Origin of the sequence: Bradyrhizobium sp. 147 (genome assembly GCF_023073935.1) — a bacterium.
Classification (GTDB): Bacteria; Pseudomonadota; Alphaproteobacteria; order Rhizobiales; family Xanthobacteraceae; genus Bradyrhizobium.
In genome coordinates this window covers 1-24,903 of the sequence record NZ_JADPKL010000053.1, presented here as the reverse complement: position 1 = coordinate 24,903, position 24,903 = coordinate 1, and the positions used below count along the sequence as shown (strand labels likewise).

Annotated in this window: 16 protein-coding genes and 1 pseudogene; 13 read left to right on the top strand and 4 right to left on the bottom strand. The window is 58.2% G+C overall.

What is annotated here, in order from left to right; all coding sequences use genetic code 11:
* The first annotated feature begins 150 nt into the window (after positions 1-150).
* The 6 genes from IVA87_RS12255 to IVA87_RS12230 all read left to right on the top strand — a co-directional run bounded on the left by IVA87_RS12255 (position 151) and on the right by IVA87_RS12230 (position 9,314).
* Entirely contained in the window at positions 151-1,665 is a 1,515-nt protein-coding gene (locus IVA87_RS12255; RefSeq protein ID WP_247333673.1) for an NAD-dependent succinate-semialdehyde dehydrogenase, read from the top strand.
* Positions 1,666-1,675: 10 nt separating this feature from the next.
* Positions 1,676-3,073: an aminotransferase gene (locus IVA87_RS12250; RefSeq protein ID WP_247333672.1), complete on the top strand. Its 1,398-nt coding sequence runs from the start codon at positions 1,676-1,678 to the stop codon at positions 3,071-3,073.
* 498 nt (positions 3,074-3,571) lie between these two features.
* A complete protein-coding gene (locus IVA87_RS12245) occupies positions 3,572-4,708 on the top strand; it encodes an ABC transporter substrate-binding protein (RefSeq protein WP_247333671.1) in 1,137 nt (378 codons plus the stop codon).
* A complete protein-coding gene (locus tag IVA87_RS12240; RefSeq protein ID WP_247333670.1) occupies positions 4,693-6,447 on the top strand; it encodes an ABC transporter permease subunit in 1,755 nt (584 codons plus the stop codon). The genes IVA87_RS12245 and IVA87_RS12240 overlap by 16 nt, the downstream gene beginning before the upstream one ends.
* Positions 6,448-6,507: 60 nt before the next feature.
* Complete coding sequence (locus tag IVA87_RS12235) at positions 6,508-7,599, top strand: ABC transporter ATP-binding protein (protein WP_247333669.1); 1,092 nt, start codon at positions 6,508-6,510, stop codon at positions 7,597-7,599.
* Between the two features lie 167 nt (positions 7,600-7,766).
* A complete protein-coding gene (locus IVA87_RS12230; RefSeq protein WP_247333668.1) occupies positions 7,767-9,314 on the top strand; it encodes an acetolactate synthase large subunit in 1,548 nt (515 codons plus the stop codon).
* An 814-nt stretch (positions 9,315-10,128) separates the two neighbouring features.
* On the opposite strand, the gene IVA87_RS12225 is transcribed toward IVA87_RS12230, so the two are convergent.
* A complete protein-coding gene (locus tag IVA87_RS12225) occupies positions 10,129-11,568 on the bottom strand; it encodes an aldehyde dehydrogenase family protein (RefSeq protein WP_247333667.1) in 1,440 nt (479 codons plus the stop codon).
* A 270-nt stretch (positions 11,569-11,838) separates the two neighbouring features.
* Positions 11,839-12,948, bottom strand: a complete 1,110-nt coding sequence (locus tag IVA87_RS12220) for a M14 family metallopeptidase (RefSeq protein ID WP_247333666.1) — start codon at positions 12,946-12,948, stop codon at positions 11,839-11,841.
* A gap of 775 nt (positions 12,949-13,723) precedes the next feature.
* Between IVA87_RS12220 and pimC the strand changes: the two genes are divergently transcribed.
* The 7 genes from pimC to IVA87_RS12185 all read left to right on the top strand — a co-directional run bounded on the left by pimC (position 13,724) and on the right by IVA87_RS12185 (position 22,809).
* Positions 13,724-14,923, top strand: coding sequence for a pimeloyl-CoA dehydrogenase large subunit (gene pimC / locus IVA87_RS12215; RefSeq protein WP_247333665.1), 1,200 nt, complete (start codon positions 13,724-13,726; stop codon positions 14,921-14,923).
* An 87-nt stretch (positions 14,924-15,010) separates the two neighbouring features.
* Positions 15,011-16,174, top strand: coding sequence for an acyl-CoA dehydrogenase family protein (locus IVA87_RS12210; protein WP_247333664.1), 1,164 nt, complete (start codon positions 15,011-15,013; stop codon positions 16,172-16,174).
* A gap of 61 nt (positions 16,175-16,235) precedes the next feature.
* Positions 16,236-18,440: an acetate--CoA ligase family protein gene (locus IVA87_RS12205; RefSeq protein ID WP_247333686.1), complete on the top strand. Its 2,205-nt coding sequence runs from the start codon at positions 16,236-16,238 to the stop codon at positions 18,438-18,440.
* A 210-nt stretch (positions 18,441-18,650) separates the two neighbouring features.
* Entirely contained in the window at positions 18,651-19,508 is an 858-nt protein-coding gene (locus tag IVA87_RS12200; RefSeq protein WP_247333663.1) for a MaoC/PaaZ C-terminal domain-containing protein, read from the top strand.
* A gap of 198 nt (positions 19,509-19,706) precedes the next feature.
* Positions 19,707-20,657 carry a CoA ester lyase gene (locus IVA87_RS12195; RefSeq protein WP_247333662.1) on the top strand — a complete coding sequence of 317 codons (951 nt, stop codon included), beginning with the start codon at positions 19,707-19,709 and terminating at the stop codon, positions 20,655-20,657.
* Positions 20,658-20,752: 95 nt separating this feature from the next.
* Positions 20,753-21,922 (top strand): CoA transferase, encoded by a 1,170-nt coding sequence (locus IVA87_RS12190; RefSeq protein ID WP_247333661.1) that lies wholly within the window; start codon positions 20,753-20,755, stop codon positions 21,920-21,922.
* Positions 21,919-22,809: an MBL fold metallo-hydrolase gene (locus IVA87_RS12185; RefSeq protein WP_247333660.1), complete on the top strand. Its 891-nt coding sequence runs from the start codon at positions 21,919-21,921 to the stop codon at positions 22,807-22,809. Before IVA87_RS12190 ends, IVA87_RS12185 begins: the two co-directional genes overlap by 4 nt.
* 404 nt (positions 22,810-23,213) lie before the next feature.
* On the opposite strand, the gene IVA87_RS12180 is transcribed toward IVA87_RS12185, so the two are convergent.
* A complete protein-coding gene (locus IVA87_RS12180; protein ID WP_247333685.1) occupies positions 23,214-23,453 on the bottom strand; it encodes a hypothetical protein in 240 nt (79 codons plus the stop codon).
* A 32-nt stretch (positions 23,454-23,485) separates the two neighbouring features.
* Positions 23,486-24,801 (bottom strand): annotated as a pseudogene (locus IVA87_RS12175) (IS66 family transposase); the annotation flags it as partial.
* Between the last annotated feature and the right edge of the window lie 102 nt (positions 24,802-24,903).

The following is a 24,903-nucleotide window of genomic DNA, read 5'->3' as shown; positions in this document are numbered from 1 at the left end:
GTCAGGGCTCCAGTTGAATTCCGCTGCAAAATGGCGAGGTCCTGCAGGAAACCGTCCAATCGATGGTGAAAAGCGACGCAAATCTGTCTGTGACATTAGTATCCTGATTGGCGGCAGAATTTCAACAAAATGACCGACAGGGACTTCTAAATGATTTTCCAAGCTGCTCGACCCAAAAGTCCACCTCTGGTCGGGCTAGCTAAAGAGCATCTTGAGAGTTTGCGCCGTCGAGATTTTCTCGCTGGAGCCGCTCTCATCGATGGACGCTGGATTGAAGGCAACAAAAAAGATGCGGTCGTTGATCCGGCGACTGGCGAAGTCATCGCGCAAGTTGCCCATTGCGGCGCTGCGGATATGGATCTTGCGATCAACGCAGCCGAACGATCCTTCGCGCAATGGCGTGGGCTTCTGCCGGAGGGGCGAGGCGCAATCCTCAGGACTTGGGCATCTTTAATGCTTGCCCATTCGGAGGAACTAGCCGTCCTTGTCTCAAGCGAGCAGGGAAAGCCGCTTGCGGAGGCAAGATACGAAATTGGCTATGGTGCGGGATTTCTGCAGTGGTTTGCTGCGGAGGGAGAGCGCGCTTACGGCGAGACGATCCCAAGCCATAAGCCCGCAAGTGTGCTTCAGGTTAGAATGCAGCCCGTTGGTGTTGCGGCAGTAATTACGCCCTGGAATTTTCCGGTCGCCATGATTACGCGCAAGGCCGGCGCCGCTATGGCCGCTGGCTGCCCGGTCATCGTGAAGCCTGCCCTCGAAACGCCGCTCTCGGCTCTTGCCCTGGCAAGGTTGGCTGAAGAGGCTGGGGTCCCGCGTGGCGTGTTTCAAGTTCTGATTGGTGATCCAATCGAATTGTCGACGCCGCTGTTGCGGGATACCAGAGTGCGAGCCTTATCGTTTACCGGTTCGACAGAAGTTGGTCGCCTGCTGCTGGAAGAGGCTGCGCGCACTGTAAAGAAGGTGTCCCTCGAGCTTGGAGGGCATGCTCCCTTTATCGTCTTTGATGATGTCGATGTTGATAAGGCAGTCAAAGGCGCAATCGACGCAAAGTTTGCCACGTCAGGGCAGGACTGTCTGGCGGCTAATCGCATCTACGTGCAGAGAGGCACTTATAGCGCGTTCGTCGAGAAGTTTGCTGCAGCAATCACTCGGCTCAAGGTGGGCCATGGCCTTGAGGCTGGGACCGATATCGGGCCGATGACGAAGTCGTCCGTGGCCGAAAAGTGCAGGGCGCAAATCAGTGATGCTGCGGCGAAGGGGGCGCGGGTCTTTTCTGCGAACCAAAATCAGGAGTTCGGGCCGAATTTCGTCGTTCCAACTCTGCTGAGCGATGTTACCGACGACATGCTCATTTCGAGCGAGGAGACGTTCGGCCCGGTTGCCGCAGTGCTTCCTTTCGACTCGGAGGAAGAGGTCCTTGCCAGAGCCAATTTCAATGAAATGGGCTTGGCAGCCTACATTTATACCGACAGCTTGCGTCGTGCGCTGCGACTTGCTGAGAACATCGAGTACGGGATGGTCGGCATCAACACCGCCTCGTTCACTGGACCACCAATTCCTTTTGGAGGCTGGAAGCAGTCCGGACTCGGTCGTGAAGGTTCGCGCCATGGCATCCAGGAGTACATGGAATTGAAGTACGTCTGCTTCGGCGACCTGCTGTCTTAGGAGAAATGGTATGAACGATATCAAGACGATCGCGGAGAAAGATCGCGCGACTGTTCTACATCCCTTCACCCAGCTCAAGGATTTTGCCACCGGTAAAGCTGGTGATCCGACGATCGTCAAAGGAGGCAAAGGGATCCGCATCGAGGATGCGCAGGGACATAGCTACATCGATGGGTTTGCCGGCCTCTATTGCGTCAACATCGGCTACGGGCGGAGTGAGGTCGCCGAGGCAATTGCGCGGCAGGCTTACAGGTTGGCCTACTATCATACATATGCCGCCCACACGACGGACGAGCTGGCCAATCTGTCCGATCGCCTCGTGCGAATGGCGCCGGGCAAAGCGAGCAAGGTATTTTACGGTCTGTCCGGGTCCGACGCCAACGAAACTCAGGCAAAGCTTGTTTGGTACTACAACAATTTGCGCGGGCAGCCCAAAAAGAAAAAAATCATCTCGCGCGAGCGCGGATACCACGGCTGCTCTGTTGTTTCAGGCTCAATGACCGGTATGTCGTTCTATCATGACCACATGGACCTTCCCTTTCCAGGTATTTTGCACACCGGGGCGCCGCATCACTACTGGGGAGCGGAGCCGGGTGAAACGGAAGAGGCGTTCTCTCGTCGGCGGGCAGCCGAACTTGAAAAGATGATTGTGCGGGAGGGGCCGGAAACGATCGGAGCCTTTATTGCGGAGCCGGTGTTGGGGACGGGAGGCATCACACCGCCGCCCGATGGTTACTGGCGTGAAATTCAAGCCGTGCTGCGACGCTACGACGTACTTTTGATCGCAGATGAAGTGATTTGCGGATTTGGTCGCACGGGCGCTGAGTTCGGCAGTACTCTTTACGGGATGGAGCCTGACCTCGTAACGGTGGCCAAGGGCCTGACGTCAGGTTATATGCCGCTCTCTGCAGCAATCGTTGGCGAGAGGGTCTATTCGGTCATGGAAGAGGCCGCCGACCGTGTCGGGGCATTCTCCCATGGATATACCTATTCCGGACATCCGATTGCGGCGGCGGCTGCGAATGCCGTTCTCGATATCGTGGAGAAGGAGCACCTAAAGGACCGCGCGAGAATCGTTGGCGCGCATTTCTTGAAGCGCCTCAATGAGCGGTTTGCGCAACTCGAGATCGTCGGTGAAGTGAGAGGCGTAGGCTTGCTCGGCGCAGTGGAGTTCGTTGCCGATCGCCAGACGAAACGGCGCTTTGAGCCGCAGCTGAAGGTGGGCGCCCGAATCTCCAAGGCCGCGCGGGACAGGGGGCTTATTGCGAGAGCAATGCCGCACGGAGACATTCTGGGGTTTGCTCCACCTCTCGTCGTTTCCGAACACGAAATCGATGAAATCGTTGAACTCGCCTATCGCGCGACGAAGCAAGTGATGGACGAGCTTACGAAAGAATCTGCAATTTGAGCTCGGCTGCTCTTCTGTCGAATCGGGCCAGCTCCTCAATTGGCTGATCGTCCGTTGCTTTAGCTGTCTTGATCGGGCCCAAGGGAAGGTCCGTGCCTTTCTCCGTCGGCGTGGAGGGTCGCGGGCAGCTCTTGACCGACGGCTCAAAGAACGTCGCGCGGGTTGGTGTCGTGATGATTTGGGCAGCCTGGCTTTCCGCTTCGCTCGACCATCGCATCGAAGGCGCTGATATTGCTGCGATGCTATCGTTTTTTGGAACGGTGAGCGCCAGCCTGAGGGCGCCGCATACGACTTCGAGAGGCTGCGTAGGGTGGTGTTGTGGTGTCCCGGGAACACGGGCGCCCGTGGCCGGCGGGAAGAATCGCGAGTACGCTCGGTGTGCTTGCAGAATTTCTTCACTGATCTAACCTCCTTTGCTGTGTTTGAGCGTCATAGGGTCGGTAGATGGTGAAAATGGTTCCGTTAAAACATGTAGTGCTGCGGCAGGGAGCCTGTGCCATGACCGAAAAGAACTGCCTCAGCCATCTACAGCGCGTCATGGGCCGGCGATCGTTTGTTCGATCAACAGCGGCTTTACTGGCGGCGCCGTTTGTCGCGAAGGCGTCCCGCGCCTGGGCGCAGGAAAAGCTTGCCGGCCGTGGGGAAGTTGTCGTTTTCAGCTACGGCGGTTCGTTCACGCAGGGGATACGGAAATACGTTTATGAGGCCTTCACGAAGGCGACTGGCATTGCCGTAGTCGATGTGACTGGAGACTTCGCTGAGCCCCAGGTGAGGGCAATGAATGAAGCTGGGCGCATGGATTGGGATCTGGCCTTCATCGACGCGCAGACTTATCCGGCCATGTCCGAAGCCGGGATGTTCGAGCCCATCGATTACAGCTTGTGGGACGCGGAATCGCTCCTGGGCATTCCGGCGGGCAATCGTCTTAAGGATGCGGCTGTCGCTTACCGGGCGACAACAGTGCTTGCGTATGATGCTCGTGCCTTCCGAGATAATGCGCCAAAAAGCTGGGCGGACTTCTGGGACGTGAAGATGTTTCCGGGGCCACGCGGGCTCGCCTCGAACGTTCGGCACAATGTGGCATTCGCGCTATCAGCTGATGGGCTGCCGGCAGCCGAGCGTTGGCCCCTGACCGACGACAAGCTCGATCTAGCTTTCAAGAAACTCGATCAGATCAAGCCACATATTACGAAGTGGTGGGGCGCGGGGGGCGAACCGGTTCAGTTGTTGCTGAACCGCGAACTGGAAATGACGAGCTGTGGAGATAATCGCGCCTTGGCGGCGATCCGTCAGGGGGCACCCATTCGTGTCGTTTGGGACGGTGGCAATTTGGTCTATGTGTATTGGGCGCCGCTAAAAGGTGGTCCTAACAGCGCCAATGCGCAGAAGTTTCTTGCATTCGTAAACCGCGCCCAAAACGCCGCCAACTTCACACTCGGCACGCTGCTTCCTGGTCCCAATACGAATCAGCTGGAGTTCTTGCCATCTGACCTTCCTCCGCTGCTCAATATCAATAAGGAAATTGCATCGGTGGTGGTCGAACAGGATTCCGCTTGGCTCGCCAAGAAGCGATCCGACGGAAAGACGAATTTGGACCACCTTCAGGAGCGCTGGCTGTCATGGCGGGCACAATGAGTACTCTTGTAATCAAAGACCGGGCGCAAAATCTGCGGCCCTGGCCCACACCCTGGGCCTGGCTGCTGTTGCCTGGCAGTATCTTCCTTGTGGTGCTTTTTGTCGTACCGCTCACGGCGCTTCTGTTGCTCGCGTTCGGGATGCCAAACTGGACTCTGGCGAATTTCACTCGCATCGGCGACACCCCTGTCTATGTGACCGTGATGCGCAACACGCTCGAGATCAGCGTCACGGTCACTGCGCTCGCCTTCGTGCTGAGCTATCCCATCGCCTACGCTCTCACGACAGCCGGAACGGCGTTGCGTACCTTCCTGCTCATTGGAGTCGTGCTGCCTTATTTCACCAGCACTCTGGCGCGCACTTTTGCCTGGATTGTCCTTCTTGGGCGCAACGGCGTCATTAACCAGTATCTGCTTGAGCTCGGCTGGGCATCTCAACCAGTCGCAATGCTCTATAACCGGTTTGGCGTTATTCTCGGCATGACCCACATCGTTATGCCCATGATGATCCTACCGATGTACACGGTCATGTCCAGCATTGACCCGAAGCTGATGCGCGCTGCGAGGGCGAACGGAGCGAGCCCACTCGCGGCCTTCCTCACTGTTTTTCTGCCGCTGAGTCTTCCGGGCCTGATTGCAGGGGTGCTGCTCGTCTTCATCTACTGTCTTGGCTTCTACATTACACCCGCCTTGATGGGTGGGTTGTCGGACGTCATGATCACGATGGCGATCAGCTCCCAGATCCTGGAGCAGCTCAACTGGAATTTTGGTGCGGCGCTTTCAGTGGTCCTGCTAGTGGCCGTCCTGAGCATATTGTGGATTGGCTCGCGCTTCTTCCCGATCGAGCAGCTCCTGGGCTTCTCCGATGACAAGCGCGGTTCGACCGTTGCCCGCCGTCAGATGGGTGCCAGAATGTTGATGCGGATCGGTTCCGCGGCAAACGCTCTTGACCGCTGGATTCCTTCGCTGGGAGGCCGAGGTGTCGCGATCCTGGCATGCCTTCTGGCTGTACTTCTCCTGCTGCCAGTCGTGATCGTTGCATACCTGTCATTCAGCGCTTCGTCCTACTTTGTATTCCCGTTGCCAGGCTACTCGCTGCGCAACTACGAAGCCTTTCTTTTCGATACGCTGTGGGTGCGTGCGACCTTCACCAGCATCCGGATTGCGCTGATGGCAGTTGCCATGGCGACTACGTTCGGCGCCATGCTTGCTTTCGGTCTGTCGCGCGGCGCCATGCCAGGTCGCGGAGCAATGGTGGCTCTTCTGCTTTCGCCGATTATTATGCCGACGGTTATCGTGGCCGTCGCGACCTATTTCCTCCTGGCGCGGTTTGGACTGCAGGGCACCGAGTTCGGCCTGGCGCTGGGTCACGCGGTCCATGCCCTTCCCTATGTGGTGGTGATTGTAGTTGCCAATCTGCGCGACCTTAACCCGAGCTACGAGCGGGCGGCTCGCAGTCTTGGTGCCGGGTCTTGGGCGACCTTTCGCACCATCGTCGCTCCGCTCGTCATGCCTGCGCTCATCGTCGCCAGCTTCTTTGCCTTCCTGACCTCATTCGACGACGTCGTCTACGTACTATTCCTTGGTATCGGCAAGATTACGACCTTGCCGATGCGCATGTGGGAAGGAATCCGGCAGGACATCAGTCCCACCATTGCTGCGGTAGCTACGCTGCAGATGCTATTTGCGACAATTGTGATTGTGGTCGGGACCCTGCTCAGACGGACAAAGACCACCTGATGGCGCGTCTTAGCGCAGGTCAATCGAAAACCAATTGTGAATTCACCCTAGGGAGCTGAAATGTTGATGAAAGCGACCGCGAGCGGCACTGATCTGAAAACCGGAGGCATCGCCCTGCGTAACCTGCAGAAGCGGTACGGTAGCGCGATCGCCGTCGACGATGTCAGTCTTTCCGTCTCACCCGGCGAGTTCATCTCGCTGCTGGGACCGAGCGGATCGGGCAAGACAACGACTCTGATGATGATCGCCGGTTTCGAGCTGCCGAACAGCGGTCAGGTCCTGCTGGATGAGAAGGACATCACGCGCCTGCCGCCTCACCGGCGCCAGCTCGGAGTCATCTTCCAGAACTATGCCCTGTTCCCGCACATGACGGTCGCCGAAAACGTTGCTTATCCGTTACGGATGCGGCGTTTGCCAAAGCTGGAGATCGAAACGCGGGTGCGTCGTATCCTTGATCAGGTTCATCTCGGTCCATTGGCCTCGCGCTACCCGCACCAGATGTCCGGCGGTCAGCAGCAGCGCGTGGCGATCGCGCGCGCTCTGGTTTTCGATCCGCCCGTTCTTCTTCTTGATGAACCTCTGGGCGCGCTCGACAAGAAGTTGCGTGAGCATCTGAGGAACGAGATCAAGACCCTCCACAAGGAGGTCGGCAAGACAATGATCTACGTCACCCACGACCAGGATGAGGCGCTCGCTATGTCAGATCGGGTCGCGGTGATGCATGAGGGGCGGATCCGGCAGGTCTCGGCGCCGATGGATATTTATCGCAGACCGGCCGACTTATTCGTGGCAGGTTTCGTCGGTGAGGTCAATCTCATACCCGTCAAGCTTAAATCTGGCGCCGTGCAAGGTCCCGCGGGTGAAATTCTGCCGGCTCCCGCCTGGGAGGATGCCGATAGGGATGCGACCCTGTGCGTGCGGCCTGAACATATGCGTCTCGATGTAACCGCGTCTGGCTCCTGCGCTGGAATCAAGGGGCGCATCAGCGGCATGACCTTCGTTGGCGACGCGACTATCTTCGAATTCCGGAGCGAAGCTGGATTACACTTGTTGTCGAAGGTCTTGAATGTATCGGCCAAGACAATGCCGGAGGTCGGCGACCCCTGCCTCGCGTCGTGGGCTGCAAATGACGCAACAATTCTAACGGAATAACCTCCCCGATCCGGCTGCGTGCCTGACTGTGCTGCCGGTTCAATCTACTAGCGCCCGTACCGCCGGTTGAGGGCGACCTAGCGGGCTTTCACCGACTATCGCTTTTTCATCGCTCCGCCCGATGCGTCGGGCCGGTGTACGACGACTTTTGTGTGAGGAACCTATTCATGAACGGCGCTGAAAGCCTAGTTCGTACGCTGGTTGCTGGTGGAGTAGACACCTGCTTTGCAAATCCCGGCACATCCGAGATGCACTTTGTCGCTGCCCTCGACCGCGTCGATGGTATGCGCTGCGTGCTCGTGCTGTTTGAAGGAATTGCAACCGGCGCTGCGGATGGTTATGCGCGTATGGCCGACAAGCCGGCCGCCACTCTGTTACATCTCGGGCCCGGCTTGGCGAATGGTCTTGCCAATCTGCACAACGCTACGAAAGCGTCTACGCCGATCGTCAATATTGTTGGAGATCACGCAACCTACCACCGAAGCTACGATGCGCCGCTCACGTCCGATATCGAGGGGGCAGCGGCGCCGTTTTCTGGTTGGGTCCATACCTCGTCAGACGCGACGCGTGTTGCGGCTGATGGCGCGGCGGCTATCACGGCCGCCCGCACCGCGCCAGGTCAGGTGGCAACCCTCATTCTTCCTGCCGACACCGCATGGAACGAGGGCAGTGGACCCGTTGCTGTGGCCGAACCACCAAAGCGAACGCGGGTTTCTCAGGATTGCATCAAGGACACTGCTAAAGCGCTTCGTTCCGGAGAGCCAACGATGATGCTGTTGGGAGGGCTGGCATTGCGAGAACGCGGTCTCGATCTGGCGGGGCGCATATGTGCCAAGACAGGCGCGAAGCTCATGTCGCAAACCTTTCCCGGCCGCATCGAGCGCGGCGCCGGTCGGGTTCCTGTCGATCGCCTTCCATACCCGGTCAACCAAGCGCGCGCGACACTTGCCGGACTTAAACATATCGTCCTGGTGGGTAGCCGCATTCCAGTGGCCTTCTTTGCATATCCGGACAAACCAAGCTTGATGGCTTCTGAAGACACGGAGTTTTTGACGCTTGCGCGTTCCGAAGAAGACGTCTTGGACGCGCTTGAGAGACTTGCGAACGAACTGGATGCCAAATCGTTTCCAAGCCAGGCGTCGAAGCTGGCGCCGCCATCGCTGGCTACCGGGGCAATTACGGGCGCCAACATCTCGCAGACACTGAGCGCGCTCATTCCGGAAAATGCGATCGTGGTGGATGAATCAATCTCGGCGAGCGCCAGTTTTTTCACTGCAAGCTGGAATGCGCAGCCACACACCTACCTTCAGAATATGGGCGGTTCGATTGGGCTTGGCATGCCGATGGCAACTGGCGCCGCGATAGCCTGCCCAAATCGACCTGTGCTCAACCTTCAGGCAGATGGCAGCTCGATGTACGCGATTCAGTCACTGTGGACACAGGTGCGCGAGAGCCTGAATATTACAACAGTGCTGTTTAACAACAAATCTTACGCTTGCCTCCGGGATGAACTGGCCAATGTCGGGGCACAAGATGTCGGCCGCAAAGCTCTGGACATGCTCGATTTGAGCCGGCCTGACATCGACTTTGCGGGCCTTGCAAGAAGCATGGGTATGGCGGCGGCTCGGGTAACCACGATGCATGAGTTTAATGTCGAAGTGGCCCGTGGACTTTCAACACCGGGACCGTGCCTGATCGAGGTGCAGATCACTTGAGTCACTTGAGCCTCAGGCCGCGCAAGACGGCATGAGGTTCTGTATCTTTCGGAGATTGATCGCTTTGGGGGCCTCCTTCGAGGAAGAAGAACCGGTCTCTCAGGAGGCGTGCTGTGGGTTCTGGGAGAAGCTCGCTTGAAAAAGGACGTGATTCGATCGTTCCCCGAATACTCTGCAGTAGACCGCGCAAGAACTACAGAACTTTGCGCCTCTACCAAGACAATATTCACCTGAACGAAGGTTATGGTTTTCGAGCACGACCAGTGAGCCGAAGCGCTTCGTCACATTGTTGAACTGAACGGCAGGCCACCACCTCTGTGCTGCGTCTTCCCCGTCGGCATCAGGCGTTGCTACACCGCGGCAAGCGAGAGCTTTTCATCTTCGCAAGTTAAATTTAATGGAGGGACCGCAATCATAGTAGCGCTTTAAACGGGGGTCGATCGCAGTGCCTCCTAACGGGAGAATCTCGGTGATGGAACGACGTCACCTGGACGCGGGCAATTTGGCCAAGCTGCATGATGTACACCCGAAGCCTCCTCGCTGGCGTATCATCCGGGCGGCGTCTGGCTTCCGCGCATCTGACTCGCGGCGTCGGCGGGAGAGCGGAGCACAGCCAAGCAGCGCGATCGCCTGTCAGGCGAGTTGCCGCGCACGACGCCGAATGCCAATTCGTAACAAACGAGCTTGCTTGGGGCTCTGGTGAGAGAACTCAGCACGAGCTCTCAGCTTGCCCGTCGAACGAAATCCGACGTGAGATTGCAAGCATTCGAATTTGCTTAAGTCGAAGGCTTGCAATCCTGAAACCTCGATGAGCTTAGGACCTATTCGGCTCAACAGACCCAGCAAGGGACTTAACTTCCAGGTAATCTTCGAGGCCGAAGCGTCCCCACTCCCGACCGTTACCCGATTGTTTGTACCCGCCAAAGGGGGCGGAGCTGTCGAGTGATCCACCTTGTAAGTATATGGTGCCGGCTCGAATTAGGCGAGCAACGTTTCGCGCGCGTTCCGTTGAGCCTGAGAATACGTAACCGGCAAGGCCGTAGGGCGTATCGTTAGCAATACGGACTGCGTCGTCTTCGTCGGCGGCACCAATGATCGCTAGCACCGGCCCGAATATCTCCTCGCGCGCAATAGTCATTTCATTTGTGACATCCGCAAAGATGGTAGGGCGAACGTAGAAGCCTTTATTGGTGCCTTCAGGTAGCCCTGGTCCGCCTGTGACCAACCTGGCCCCTTCGTCAATACCTCGCTGGATCAAGGCCTGGATCTTCTCCCATTGGCCGCGGTGTACGACGGGACCCATATGAATGCCCGCGGCGCGCGGGTGTCCGACCCTGTACCCGTCCGCTATGGTTTTCGCGATGTTCGCGACTTCCGCCATTTTAGATTTCGGGACAATGAGCCGCGATGGTGCGTCACAAGATTGGCCGGAGTTTTGGAAAAGCGTCGCGATGCATTTGCTGATGGCCTTTTCAAAGTCGGCGTCCTCAAGAACAATATACGGGGATTTGCCCCCGAGCTCTTGGCTGACACGCTTGATTGTATAAGCGGCTCGTCTCGCGACGTCGATCCCGGCACGTGTCGATCCGGTAAACGATATCATGTCGATGTTGGGATGCTCGCTCATGGCCGCGCCCACGTCAGGTCCCAAACCGTTGATCAAATTGAACACACCCTTCGGCACGCCAGCTTCGTGAAGGATTTCCGCGAAGATCAGTGCACAAGTAGGAGCGAACTCTGACGGTTTAAGAATCATTGTGCAGCCTGCGGCGAGCGCCGGCGCTACTTTGCAAGCTATTTGGTTTATTGGCCAATTCCAGGGCGTGACCATTCCCACCACGCCAATAGGCTCGCGAACCACGATTGTACTGTCGATCCGCTCCTCGAAAGAGTAATTCTTGAGCACATCAATCGTCGTGGCCACGTGAGCGATGGCGGAGCCAGCCTGCTTCTGTTCCGCCATTGCTAATGGGGCGCCTATTTCGTCCGAAATGGAATCTCCAATCTCCTTCGCACGAGTTTTGTAGATCTCGAGAATGTTCTGGAGAATGCTCATGCGCTGCTCGCGCGTTGTCCGAGAAAAGCTGGCAAATGCGCGCCTGGCCGCGATGACTGCCTTGTCGACGTCCGCTTTTGAGCCGAGCGCAATCTCGTACATTTCTTCCGCGCTCGCCGGAGTGACGATTGGCGTCGTTTTCATAATGGCGGGATCGACCCACGCGCCATCAATGTAAAATTGCATGCGATTGACCATGTTGTCCTCTCGAGGTTAGTTGGATTGGCTGGCGCCGCCACACTGAATAGCTGTTGTTTTCTACAATTGCGCTGACTTCGCTTGCCGATTATGATTTCACAAAAGGGGCGCCCACTTGCGGTGGAGCGGGCCAGTTGGAGAAAGCGTACGTAGAACCCCTTTGAGGACGCCGCCGACGCGCTGCGGCGGGCCCACTCAACGGTTTCGGCCATGCGCAGGTCTCAGAACGCCAGGTGAGGTGGTTTGAACCAAGGCAGAGCTCGTAATGCGTCACGTTCTCATCCCTTCCATCATCTGCCGATGAACCTGACGACTTCGATACAGCACCATCTCCTTCCAATCGTGCATATCCGGGTAATAGTGCTGCTTCACGCGTCGGCGAACCTCACGCCCAAAGTCAGTGTGAATCTGAGCTTGGCCGAAGGCATAGAGCCAATGGTCAGCGCGCAACACTGGTCTGGCCGCCTCCGGAGGGTAGGTTCCGAATTCCAGGCAAATGTAGACATGGCGCTCGCCGAGGATCCGCTGCCAGTAGTCGTCCTGCGTGCCATTGAGGACTAAGGAGGATGATGTGCCGAGATCGGGTGAGGTGACCGAATGGCCGAAGATGTCGCGCGCCCGCTGATATCCAATCATTCCCGATGCCTGCTCGCACTGCAGTTCACCATAGCCATAGGGTCCCAGGCCTGTGTGATAGTCGATGATCAGGACGAGCTGACGTGATGCAATATTGTAGTCCGACACAATCTGTTCCAGAGTTTGGCGCGCGACGGTAGGGCCGAAGCCGCCAAAGAACATTCCTGTCGGATGACGATATTGGCCGCTGGTCCTTGCCTTCCGGTAGGCAGTTTCACCGTATGTGGTCCGGTACTTTTCAATCGCCGCCTCGGCTGTCGCAAAAACAGGCCCGTCCAAAGCACTTGGGACCAGACTGTCTGCGATTGCGTCATATGCCTCGTTTTGCGGTAAGGGAGCCGCAAAGTCGATAAAGTTTCTGTTGAGGTCACAACCTTCTTGCGTAACGCGCCGATCCCATGCGAACCCGTATGGGTTGATGGCGTGGATCAACAGCATCGCTTCATCCGACTTCAGCCTGTCGTATCCACGCGCGGCCAGCCAGTCCAGCTGGGCTGCGGATCCACAATATCCTTCGGCGCCATGGGTAGCTGAGATGAGAACGCCAACTCTCGAGGCCCGGCGATTACCAAACCAGGCAACGTCGGTTGAGAGCTCTTCTCCTCCTGGTCCGCATGCGGGCGATGGATATATTCGTGCCTCACCGACGGCGGCATCCTTAACGTAGTCGCGAAACTTCTGACGAGCTTCGAAGTAACTCGATGAAAAATGCTTGTTCACTGCATTGAGAATGAGATTGTTCATGAGCCATTCCCGTTCCTACTTTAGGAGAAAGCTGTGATGCTCGGTGATCGATACCGGGTGGGCTTAGGGGGCTCTGATGTGAATCCAAACCCCAATCCGCTTCGCCTTGATGAATGCGCAGCCTTACTCGATCCGATCGCAGTTTTTCGGCGTTTAGCCCGTTGATCTGAAGAATGAATGCGGGAGCGGCCCTTTCCTGGATCTCGGTCTGACCAGGAAGCCAACGGCTGCCGATCAAGGGTGTGAAGCCGCTGATCGATACCTCTGGTTGCCCGGCACCGCCTGGGCTTATTCGCAAGCACCGATGCGCGCGTGACTGGTTAAGTCGAGGCTGGGCCCTTTGCACAATCCTGGATCAGATCCATCAGTCGCAACGCGCGATTCAGGACCTCGGCGCTGAAGGTGGACGGGTGGGGCGGCGACTCCTCTCCGGGAGTTCTCATGGGCTAGCGTTGAGGCTATGATGCTCTGCAGATCCGAGCGCCCGTGTGGCTGCGCGGCTCGCCATGCTTGGCAGACCGCTACTTGGAAACTCGTTCCAGCGGCACCTTCAGGCAGGCCAGTCGTGTTGGCCATCTGCGCCGAATGAACGGTGACCCGAACCCTGTCGCAGACCGCGACAACTCAGCTTTGCGGCGCATCAAAACTTCAAAATTCAGATGTTCTGCGCAGCTTTTCAGCTCCTCCTGGTTTGATTTCGGATTTTGCCTTCAGTCGAGCGGGTATATTAGACATGGACGATCGGCGCCGACTCTCGCGCAACTAGGAAGCCACAATGGATCTAAACTTTACCCCCGACGAACTTGCCTTCCGCGACGAGGTCCGGGCATTCTGCCGCTCTGCAATCCCCGTAGACATCCGCGAGAAACTGGTTGCGGGCAGGCATCCCAGCAGGGAGGACAAGGTGCGCTGGACCCGCATCCTGGCGCAGAAGGGGTGGGCCGTGCCGCACTGGCCGGTCGAGTACGGTGGCACGGGATGGACTCCGGTTCAGCAGTACATCTTCGGCGAGGAAGTGAGCCAGGCGCCGGCGCCGGAGCCGGCCGGTAGCGGCATCAACTTGGTTGGTCCGGTCATCTATAACTTCGGAAATGAGGCGCAGAAGAAATATTTTCTGCCCCGCATTGTAAACGTCGATGACTGGTGGTGCGAGGGCTTCTCTGAACCTGGAGCTGGCTCCGATCTGGCTTCGCTCAAGACGCGGGCCGTCCGCGATGGCGACCACTATGTCGTCAATGGTCAAAAAACCTGGACCTCGTTGGCGCAATATTCCAACTGGATCTTTTGCCTGGTCAGGACTGATTTTGAGGCCAAGAAGCAGCGGGGCATTTCGTTTCTGCTGATCGACCTGAAGTCTCCCGGCGTGACAGTGCGCCCGATCCAGTTGTTCGACGGATATCCCGAAGTGTGCGAGGTGTTCTTCGACGACGTGCGGGTTCCTGTCGAGAACCGCGTCGGCGAGGAAAACCGCGGCTGGGATTACGCCAAGTTCGTTCTCGGCAATGGGCGCGTCACGATTGCTTGTGTTGGCCTTTCAAAGGAACGCATCCGCCGCATTAAGGAGCTTGCTTCGCGGACCCGCGTCGGTGGCGAGCCATTGATCGACAGGGCCGATTTCCGCAAGAAGATTGCCGCCGTCGAGGTCCAGCTCAAGGCGCTCGAGATGACGCAGCTTCGGGTCGTTGCCAACCAATCGAAACGCGAAAAGGGTACTCAGGACCCCGCGAGCTCGATCCTCAAGATCAAGGGGTCTGAGATTCAGCAGGCGACCGCCGAGCTTCTGATGGATGTGATCGGCCCTTTCGCGCTACCCTATCAATCCGAGGAGGAGCTTCAGCGAGGAGAGGCGTCGATCGGTCCCGAGTGGGCCGGACCGATTGCGCCCGCCTATTTCAATGGACGCAAGGTGCCGATCTATAGCGGCTCGGATGAGATCCAGAAAAACATCATCGCAAAGGTCGTCCTCGGCCTCTGACGCTTCAGGAAAGCCATAAGTCGCTGACTGCGCAGGCTCAAAAGGTTTGAGGGGCAAAGATGCGGGCCCGTTTCAGGAGGTTTTCTAGTGGATCTTGATCTTTCCGAGGAGCAGCGGCTCCTTAAGGATGGCGTCGAGCGTTTGATGCGCGAGCATTATGGCTTTGAGGATCGCCGTAAGTACCGGGCAGAGAAGTCTGGCTTCAGTGAAGCGATGTGGGCGCGCTATGCTGAGCTGGGGCTTCTTGGGCTGCCTTTCTCGGAGGCTGATGGCGGGCTTGGCGCCGGGGCAGTCGAGACAATGATTGTCATGGAAGCTTTCGGCAAGGCGCTCATCCTCGAGCCATATTTCGCAACGGTCGTACTCGCAGGCGGTATCCTGCGGCATGGGGCGAACGAAGCCCAGAAGACGAATCTCGTCCCGGCGATTGCCGAAGGTCGGATGAAACTCGCCTTTGCTTACGCTGAACCGCAATCCCGGTATGACCTTTTCGATGTGGAAACTCGGGCGAAGAGGGACGGCGAGGGCTGGGTGCTCAACGGCATCAAGGGTCTCGTTCTCCACGGCGATGTCGCGGACAAGATCATCGTGTCGGCGCGAACGGCAGGAGGCGCGCGGGAAAAGGACGGAATTGGCCTTTTCCTCGTCGACGTTCAAGCTCCGGGTCTTACGCGGCGCGCATATCCCACGCAGGACGGGCTGAGTGCGGCCGAGATCCCGCTTCAGAACGTACGGATCGCTGCTGCTGACGTTATCGGCGATCCGGCAGGTGCTTACCCGATTATCTCACGCGTTGCAGACGAAGCGGTTGCCGCTCTTTGCGCTGAGGCCGTTGGCTGCTTCGCTGAAATGCATGCCACAACCGTCAACTACTTGAAGACGCGCAAGCAGTTCGGCACGACAATCGGCTCCTTCCAGGTGCTTCAGCACCGGGCGGTCGATATGTTCGTTGAGCTCGAGCAGTCTCGCTCCATGGCGCTCTACGCCACCATGATGGCCGGAGAACGTGATGTAACGGAGCGTGAGCGAGCCATTTCGGCAGCAAAAGCGCAGATCGGTCAATCATCGAAGGCGCTTGGACGGCAGGCTATCCAGCTCCATGGTGGCATCGGTATGACCATGGAATACAGCATCGGCCACTATTTCAAGCATGTGACGATGATCGACACCTTGTTCGGTGATACCGACCACCATCTTCAGCGGCTCGCATCCCTCGGAGGCTTGTTCGGCGAGCAGGCGATTCAGCAGTAGGGTCGGAAACTGGTCCAAACGAGACGCTAGCGCACGCAATTCAGGAACCGACGGGTTGAACATGCGAGTTGATCATGTGCTCCGACAGGGCCGACTTCAGCAGGGAACGGCAAGGATCAGCCAGCTCTTCCAGCCGGAATCTGTCGCGATTGTGGGAGCTTCCCAGAAGGGGGGCTTTGCAACGGAAATCCTCACGAACATCAAGAAATGGGGTTTTTCGGGAGAGGTCGTTGCAGTGAACCCGCGTTACACGCAGATCGCGGGCGTGCCATGCTATTCGAGTTTGAAAGCCATACCTCATCCTGTTGGTCTCGCTATGGTTGCTATTCCAAGCAAGGCCATTCCCGAGGTCCTTGAGGATTGCGAAGCCGCCGGCGTGCGAGCGATTCAGATCATCTCGAGCGGATTTGCCGAGCAGGCTCGCGATGGGGCAAGTAAGCAACGCTGGCTCATGGACTGGGCCGCACGAACGGGCATCCCGGTGGTCGGTCCAAACTGCTTCGGCCTGATGAACGCGGCCAATCGGTTGATGGCCGTCCCGCTGGACTTTCACACCATGAAGGCAGGTGGAATTAGTTCCATCCTGCAAAGCGGTACTCTCGTTTATAGCCTCATCGTGCCGTTGCTGGCACGCGGAATCGGCATTGGCCGTGTGGTCACGGTTGGCAATGAGGCATGTCTCGATGTCGCAGATTTCATAGACTATTTCGTCGATGACGAGGATACGCGCGTCATCACCTCTTACTGCGAGCAGATCAGGCGTCCCCTTGAATTCATGAGGGCCTGCGAGCGCGCAGCCGATAAGGGCAAGCCCATTGTGATAATCAAGATTGGCCGCTCTGAAAAAGCGCGCCAAGCGGCCTTGGCTCATACCGGCTCGCTCGTAGGTTCAGACGTGGCGATCGATGCGGTCCTGAAGAGACTGGGCGTCATCCGGGTCGATACGGTGGATGACCTGATTGAGACCGCGGTTGCGTTGTCTTCGACCAAGCGGCCGCGGGGGCGCCGCGTAGCGTTCGCATCTTTCTCCGGTACTGCCGCCAGCATTCTGTCTGACGTCGCGGACACTTACGGCATAGAATTTCCGGCACTGCCTGAACCTGCAAAAGCTCGGCTGGAAGCGGTCTTCCCCGAGTTCGGCAATGTTGGCAACCCGCTCGATCTCACCGCGCAGGGCGGTTATGACACGCATATCATCGATGAGTCGCTGAGCACACTTGCGACCTGCGGCGCGTATGACATGGTGATCTGGGGGCGTGGCTTCCCTTCGTGGCTCGATATGAGCTCGGCCCTTGGACAAGCCTTGAAGCGGGCTGCGGCATCGGCACCAGAGGTCGTATTCCCGATATTGAGCCTTGCCGGCGGCCATTTCTACACCTCTCTCGATCCAAAGGATGCGATGGTCGAGCCGAAGGCCGATTTCGACGGCATGTCGTTTCTGCAAGGACTGGCTCCCGGGCTGAAGGCCCTTTCTGCTCTCATTGGTTATGCTGAGTTTCAACGCAATCGCAAACCTGGCGATCGTCTGTCAGCCCAGCGGCGCCGCAGTACTAGCTATTCCGAGGCATTGCGCATCATGCGCGAGGCGAAAGACAACGTTCTGACGGAACGTGAGGGCAAGCGTCTGCTCGCGCTCTACGGCATCCCGGTCACGCGCGAAGCCCTGGCGACGCGCGCGGATGAGGCGGGGCGCATCGCACACACGCTTAATTTCCCGGTGGTGCTGAAAGTCGAGTCGGCCGAGATCGTGCACAAGACGGACGTTGGCGGCGTCGTCTTGAACATTCCGTCAGCGGAAAAAGCAGCGGAGGCGTTTGAGCAAATCGTGGCTTCGGTCCGGTCGCACCGTCCCAAAGCGAAGATCGCCGGAGTTGTCGTGCAAGAAATGGCCAAATCAGGCCCGGAAATCATGCTTGGCGCGACTTTCGATCCGCAATTCGGGCCGGTCGTCGCCGTCGGATTGGGCGGAATCTGGGTTGAGGCACTCAAGGATGTGCAGGTGCTGCTGCCACCCTTCGATGCGGCCGATGTGCATGCTGCTATTGGGCGGCTGCGCGGTGCGAGCGTTCTGCGCGGTGCGCGGGGTAGCGCAAAGACAGACTTGGACGGATTGGCCGATTGCATTGTGAAGTTCGGCACGCTCTGCACCGACCTGGCTGACGAGGTCGGGGAGATCGACATCAACCCCGTCATCCTTTCTGCCAATGGCACTGGGCTAACCGCCGTTGACTGCCTGATAACCAAGAAGAAGATCCAAGCAGTTTGACCGACAGCCGGCATCACAGCTCTTAGTTCGGCGCACGAGACGTTCGGCGAAAATATGGATGTTGCCATCTGCTCGAAGGGATACAGGCGGCGGGCGGGAGGAGAGAGAGATCTAAGCCGCGCAATCGGCATTGCTTGCTCCCTCTGCAACAACTTAAGCCGTCGAAACCGCTGTAGTTTTGGGCAGGCCTTGGCGCGAGGAAATATCACGATGGCAATCAACTATGAGCAGCTGATGGCCATGAAGAGACTTGGCCAAGAATACAGCTATAGTAATCGAGATGTGATGCTTTACGCTCTTGGCATCGGCATGGGGGCTGATCCCCTGGACGAAAAGGAACTCGCCTTCGTCAATGAGGCCACGGTGACGGGCCGGCCACTGAGGGTCGTACCGACATTTGCCTCAGTCGCAGCCGGCTTCGCTGAACCCGGTGAGTTCAATCTAAACTCCATCGCGTTGGACGGCGAGCGCGATATCACATTTTACAGCAGACTGCCGCCCGCTGCGGATATCACGGCTGATTCTTCCGTCATGGCGGTCTACGACAAAGGCAGAGACAAGGGGGCAGTGATCCGCTTCCAGACGGTGCTGAAGGGCACCAGCGGCGAACCACTGGCTACCCTGATAACTTCCTACTTTGCGCGTGGAGATGGCGGTTTTGGCGGACCGTCCGATGGCCAGCCCAAGCCACACCAAATGCCGAGCCGAACGCCCGACCGGATCGTCGATATTCGCACACGCCCGGATCAAGGACTGATCTATCGGCTTTGCGGCGACCGCCACCCGCTGCATTCCGATCCGCTATCGGCCAAACTACTTGGGTTTCCGAGGCCGATCTTGCACGGCATGTGCACCTATGGAATCACGTGCCGCGGCATTTTGCAGACCTATGCCGATTACGATCCAAGCGCCTTCAGGCAGCACGCTGCGCGGTTGTCATCACCGGTCTACCCCGGTGAGATCGTGACGCTGGCGATGTGGAAGAAGGGCAACGTGATCTCGTTCGAAGCGAGTGTGAAAGAGCGCGGGGTCACGGTCGTCAGGAACGGCAAAACAATGCTTGGTTGATATGCCGCGTTGCGGCCCGGAATAATTTCGAGAAACTCGCCGATCTTCCATCGCCTGCCACCAACAGCATCACGAAAAACTGCACAAAGACCCTCTTTGCCGCCGAAATTCAGCTGCAAAGCGACGCCAATTCCATCAAATCGCTTGGAGAGCTAGCTATAAGGATAGGCCAGAGAAGTTAAGACTTGAGAGGAGCGTATGCCTCAGACGTTTCGCGACGCTAAGTGTTATCGCTCGATGTTGTTCGTGCCGGGACACAAGCTCGATTGGATGTTGAAGGCGCCGAAATATGGCCCTGACGCGCTGATCCTGGATCTGGAGGACTCAGTTGGAATCGGTGAGAAGCCGGCGGCGCGCATTGCGATCGCCGAAGCTATCAAAGAGCTGAGAGCCGAGCCAGTCGGGCTGTTCGTAAGAGTCAATTCATGGCGAACGGGATGCCTGATTGATGACCTGAGTGCGGTGGTCGTTGACGGACTCGACGGCGTGATGCTGTCCAAGGCCGAGGACCCTGAAGACGTTGCTGCGCTTGACCTCGTCCTAGGTGAGCTGGAGCGATCTCGCGAGCTTTCGTTTGGTTCAATCGAGATTTGTCCTTATCCCGAAACTGCTCTGGCGATGTACCGGCTGTACGAGATCTGCATGGCTTCGCAGCGCGTGAAGCGGGCAGGTGCAGCGACAGGCCCGAACCCGGGGGGTGATGGAGGCCGCTCTCTTGGTCTGCAGTTCGAGGAAGAGGGCGCGGTCGAAGGGGTCGCTTTCGGAGCCTACTCTGTTCTCCAGGCGCGCGCCGCCGGCATCGTGCAAATCGAAGGCGCGATGACCGGGCGATTAGATGACCTCGATCTGGTGCGTCGGAACTGTCAAAAATCAAAGCGTATGGGCGCCTCCTTTGCATCGGCGATCCATCCCAGTCACATCCCGATCATCAATGAGATCTACTCCCCCTCGCAGGAGGAGGTGGATGAGGCGCGAGGGGTCGTTTCGGCGCTTGCAGAGGGTATCGCTCGAGGCCAAGCCGCGGTTCGCTACAATTCAAAGCTTGTCGACTTTGCAAACGTTCGCACGGCCATGGACGTGCTCAAGAAGGCCGAGGCGGCGGGAATGAATATCGGCGACGTTCCGAAGATCGAAATTCCTGCCTACTGAATGCTGCAAATAGGTGAGCGACGGGCGTTCATTCGCGTAGGATCATTATCGATATTCGCCGCAAGTCAAATCATACCTGAACCTGAGAGCAAAAGATGCCGGAAGCCCTTCAAGGAATAGTTGTGCTTGATCTTACTCAGTACCTTGCGGGGCCGTATGGTTGTACTCTTCTTGGTGATGTAGGAGCGGACGTCATCAAGATAGAGCCGCCCGCCGGGGACATGGGTCGTCAATACCCATCGAGCTTGCCTAATGAAAATAGATCTTTCATAGGAGCAAACAGGGGCAAACGCTCGATCGTACTCGACCTTAAACGTCCTGAAGGATTGGAGGCTTTCTACCGGCTGGTCGAGCAGGCCGACGTCGTCGTGCACAACTTTCGGCCTTCTGTTCCTAAGAGGCTTGGCATTGATTACGAGACACTGCGTAGCCGGCGTCCAGATATCATCTACTGCTCATTCACTGGGTACGGAGAGAACGAAGACGGGCCTCTTCGGGACCACCCCGGGTTCGACACGATGCTTCAGTGTTTCACCGGCCTGGCGGCGATGCAGGGGGGCGGGGGCGTACCGCAGATACTGCAGGGCTCGATCGTTGATTACTATTCATCATCAATGGTCGCGATCGCGATCTTGTCGGGCCTCGTCCATCGGCTTCGGACTGGTGAAGGACAGCACGTGAGGGCCTCGTTGTTGCGGTCTGCCCTCTCGTTGCAGGCTGGCCAGTTCATTTGGGCCAATGGCGAGCCTCGCGACATTGACCGTTGGTGGGGGCCAGGCATCCAGGGAATATATGAGACCAAGGATGGCTATCTCTTCTTGCAAGCCACCACTCTGCCATTTTGGAAGAACCTTTCCAAGCACCTTGGTTTTCTGCACTTGGGCGAGGATCCCCGCTTTGATACCCATGTGAAGCGCACTGCCCTGAGGGACGAGATCAGGCCACTGATTAAAAAGGGGTTGATGCAGCACACCGCCCTGGAATGGGAGCAGCTGATGCTAGGCGAGGTCCCTTGCATCGCAATCCGAGGGATCGGGGACATGTTCGACCACCCTCAAGTGCTCGCGGAGGGGCTCGTCACGGAGCACGAACACCCGAAGATTGGCAAGTATCGAGCCATGACCAAGGCGGTGAAAATGGGCGTGGGAGATCGGCCTACCACACGTGCCCCGATGCTCGGCGAGCATACGGACGATATCTTGACGCAGTTCGGATTTACGGAAAATGAGATCGCCGCGCTTCGAGCGAGGGGAGCTACAGCATGAAGACACAGGTCTTCGGAGATATTCGAGTCGACTCGATCCCCGAGTTCGATTGGACGATCGCGCCGGGCGATCTGTTGGTGGGGGCGACACCGGAGGGTGTTGCAGAACACGAGCACTGGATGGGTCCTCGCCTCGTAGAGGCGGGAACGCGAAATCTGAAAGGGCGCTCGCATGCTTATCTGATACGCACTCGCCACCATACGATTCTGTTCGACACGTGCTGCGGCAATGACAAGGAGCGCCCGTATTACCCCGAGTGGCATCGGTTGCGGACACCCTTCCTCGAGAACCTCGCGCGCGCGGGCGTCCATCCTGAGCAGGTCGACTTCGTCATGTGCTCGCATCTGCATGCAGACCATATTGGCTGGAACACGCGGCTGCAGGATGGTGAATGGGTGCCCACCTTCCCCAACGCCCGCTACTTAATCAGCAAGGGAGAATTCGAATGGTGGCGCAACGCCTTCAAGACGGGTCGTGTGAAGCCGTACCGGAAGCTGTCGTGGGACGACAGTGTATTGCCCGTGGTGGACCGCGGGTTGGCGACTTTCGTGGAAGACGATTATCGCTTCGAGAATGAAATGCCGGACGAGATCCGCTACATACCCCTCAACGGCCATACCAAGCACCACTGCGGTCTGTATCTCTGCTCGCGGTCGCACGACGCCATCTTCAGTGCTGATGCCGTTCACCACCCTGTCCAGTTGGCGCGGCCGGAGTGGGTCAACGACGGTTACGACAACGCGGCGGCAAGCCAAGTGATACGGGACTTGATTGCCCGGTGTATCGACACCACGACGAAGCTGCTGACAACCCATTTTGCAGCGCCCACGGTAGGCCGCGTGGTGAGCGAGGCGGGCCACACACGATTCCGCTTTGACGAGGATTGAAGGCGGAATTGATCCTGCGAGCGTCACGCAGTCGATCAGCTCGCGTTTCGGCCGGCGCCAAGGCGCCGAGCTATCGAAGTGCAGGTGGATCCTCTTGCAGACGACGGAGCGCTCGCAGCCGATCTCGGGGCCCTTTTGCCCTCGGTTTGAGGTCCGCCAGCCGGCAGTCCCGATCTAGCCCGCCCGCACTGTCGAGCGCGCTAGCCCAAGCGCCTCGGTCGCCGAGCCAGTCCAGGTGCCCGGCAGCCGCCCGACCTCGCGGGACGTAGAAACAGTCGTCGAGCGGCAACAGGGTATGCTTGCGAAAGGCCACGATGATAGCCTTGTCCTCTACCGATAGAGAGGTGGACTTTGACTCCTTGGGTCCTGTCTTCAGGTCACCGACGGAGCCGCGCCTCCCAGGGCTACCGCTTGAGCAGTCCAGGGTTGTCTTTGTAGAACCTGATCAGCTCGATCAGGTTGTCGGTTCCGAAGGCGGTGAACGCCTTGACGCCGTCTTCTCCAACACCATAGACCCAGATGGCGCCGTCCTCGATCTCCATTTCGAGCGAGATGTCGCGTAGCCAATCTTCGTCTTCGCCAAGGTCCTTCGCGACTTGGGTGATGGTGGTGACGTGATGGACCTTGTTGACGTGGGTGGTCATGCGGCTTGAGCAGAGATCGCTGATGCCCGCGTTCAATCCCACGCCAGAAGTTCGTCCAGCCGATGAGCCGGATGGGCGGCAATCCGTGCGAGGATATCCGTAAGCCACGCCTGCGGATCGATGCCGTTCATTTTTGCCGTGACGATGAGGCTGTACATCGAAGCAGCGCGCCGTCCACCGCGATCCGATCCGCAGAACAGCCAGGAGTTCCGGCCAAGAGCGATGCCTCGCAAGCCCCGTTCGGCAGCATTGTTGGAGAGACATACGCGTCCATCTTTCAGGAACAGCGTGAAGCTCGCCCAACGCTTAAGGATGTAGTTGAACGCCTTGGCCAGGTCGTGACCACGAGCCAGTTTGGCGAGCTGTTCGCGCATGTAGACCTGAAGGTCCTCGACCAGAGGCCGGCTCAGCGTCTGTCGCACTTCCAGACGCCCTTCCGGGCTTCTGCCATTGATGGAGCGTTCGATCTCGAACAGCGCATCGATCCGCCGCACGACCTCGATCGCGATCGGAGAGAGAGGGATTTCCTTTTTTCCGGCGGCCTTGCGCCGAGCATTCTCTTCAATGTCGGCCATGGCAAAGAACGGGCGCCGTGCGTGCGACCAGCAGGCAGCCTCCCGGATCGGTCCGGGCTGGAGCCCCCCAGATAGAGCTGGTTGTACCCGTCATAGGCGTCGGCCTGCAGGATGCCGGCATACCGGGCCAGATGCGCCTGGGGATGCTCGCCCTTGCGGTCGCGTGAGTAGTAGAACATCGCTGCCGGTGGGCCCGCGCCCCCAAACGGTCGGTCGTCCCGGACGTAGATCCAGCACCGGCCCGTATCGGTTTTGCCCTTGGCCAGCACCGGCACGGTCGTATCGTCGGCATGAAGGCGCTCGGCCCTCATAACATGGGCTTCCAGCAGGCGCAGCAGGGGATCCAGCGAGGCACAGACTGCGCCTACGGCATCTGCCATGGTCGACAGTGCGATCGGCACGCCTTCCAGCACATAGCGCTCGGCCTGGCGGTTCAAGGGCTGATGCTGACCGAACTTCTCGAACATGATCATCGCCAGGAGGCTCGGGCCAGCCCATCCCCGGGGGACGGCATGGAACGGTGCCGGCGCCTGGCTGATCTTCTCGCAGTCGCGACAGGAGAACTTCTCCCGGACCGTCTCGATCACCTTCCACTGGCGCGGCACCACTTCCAGCGTCAGCGTCAGCGTCACGTCCTCGCCGAGCTTGCGCAGGCGGCTGCTGCCGCAACATTCACAAGCCGTAGGTCCATCGATTACCACCCGTTCCCGGGGAAGGTGCTCGGGGAATGTCTGGCGCTCGGCACGCTTGCGGGTAAATCCCCGCACCGTCGTCGTTGCGTGTTTCGGCAATTCCCGGACAGCGATTTCGGTAATTCGCGGACAGCGATTTCAGTAACTCCGGGACAGGGATTCCGCTAAATCGCGGACAGATGC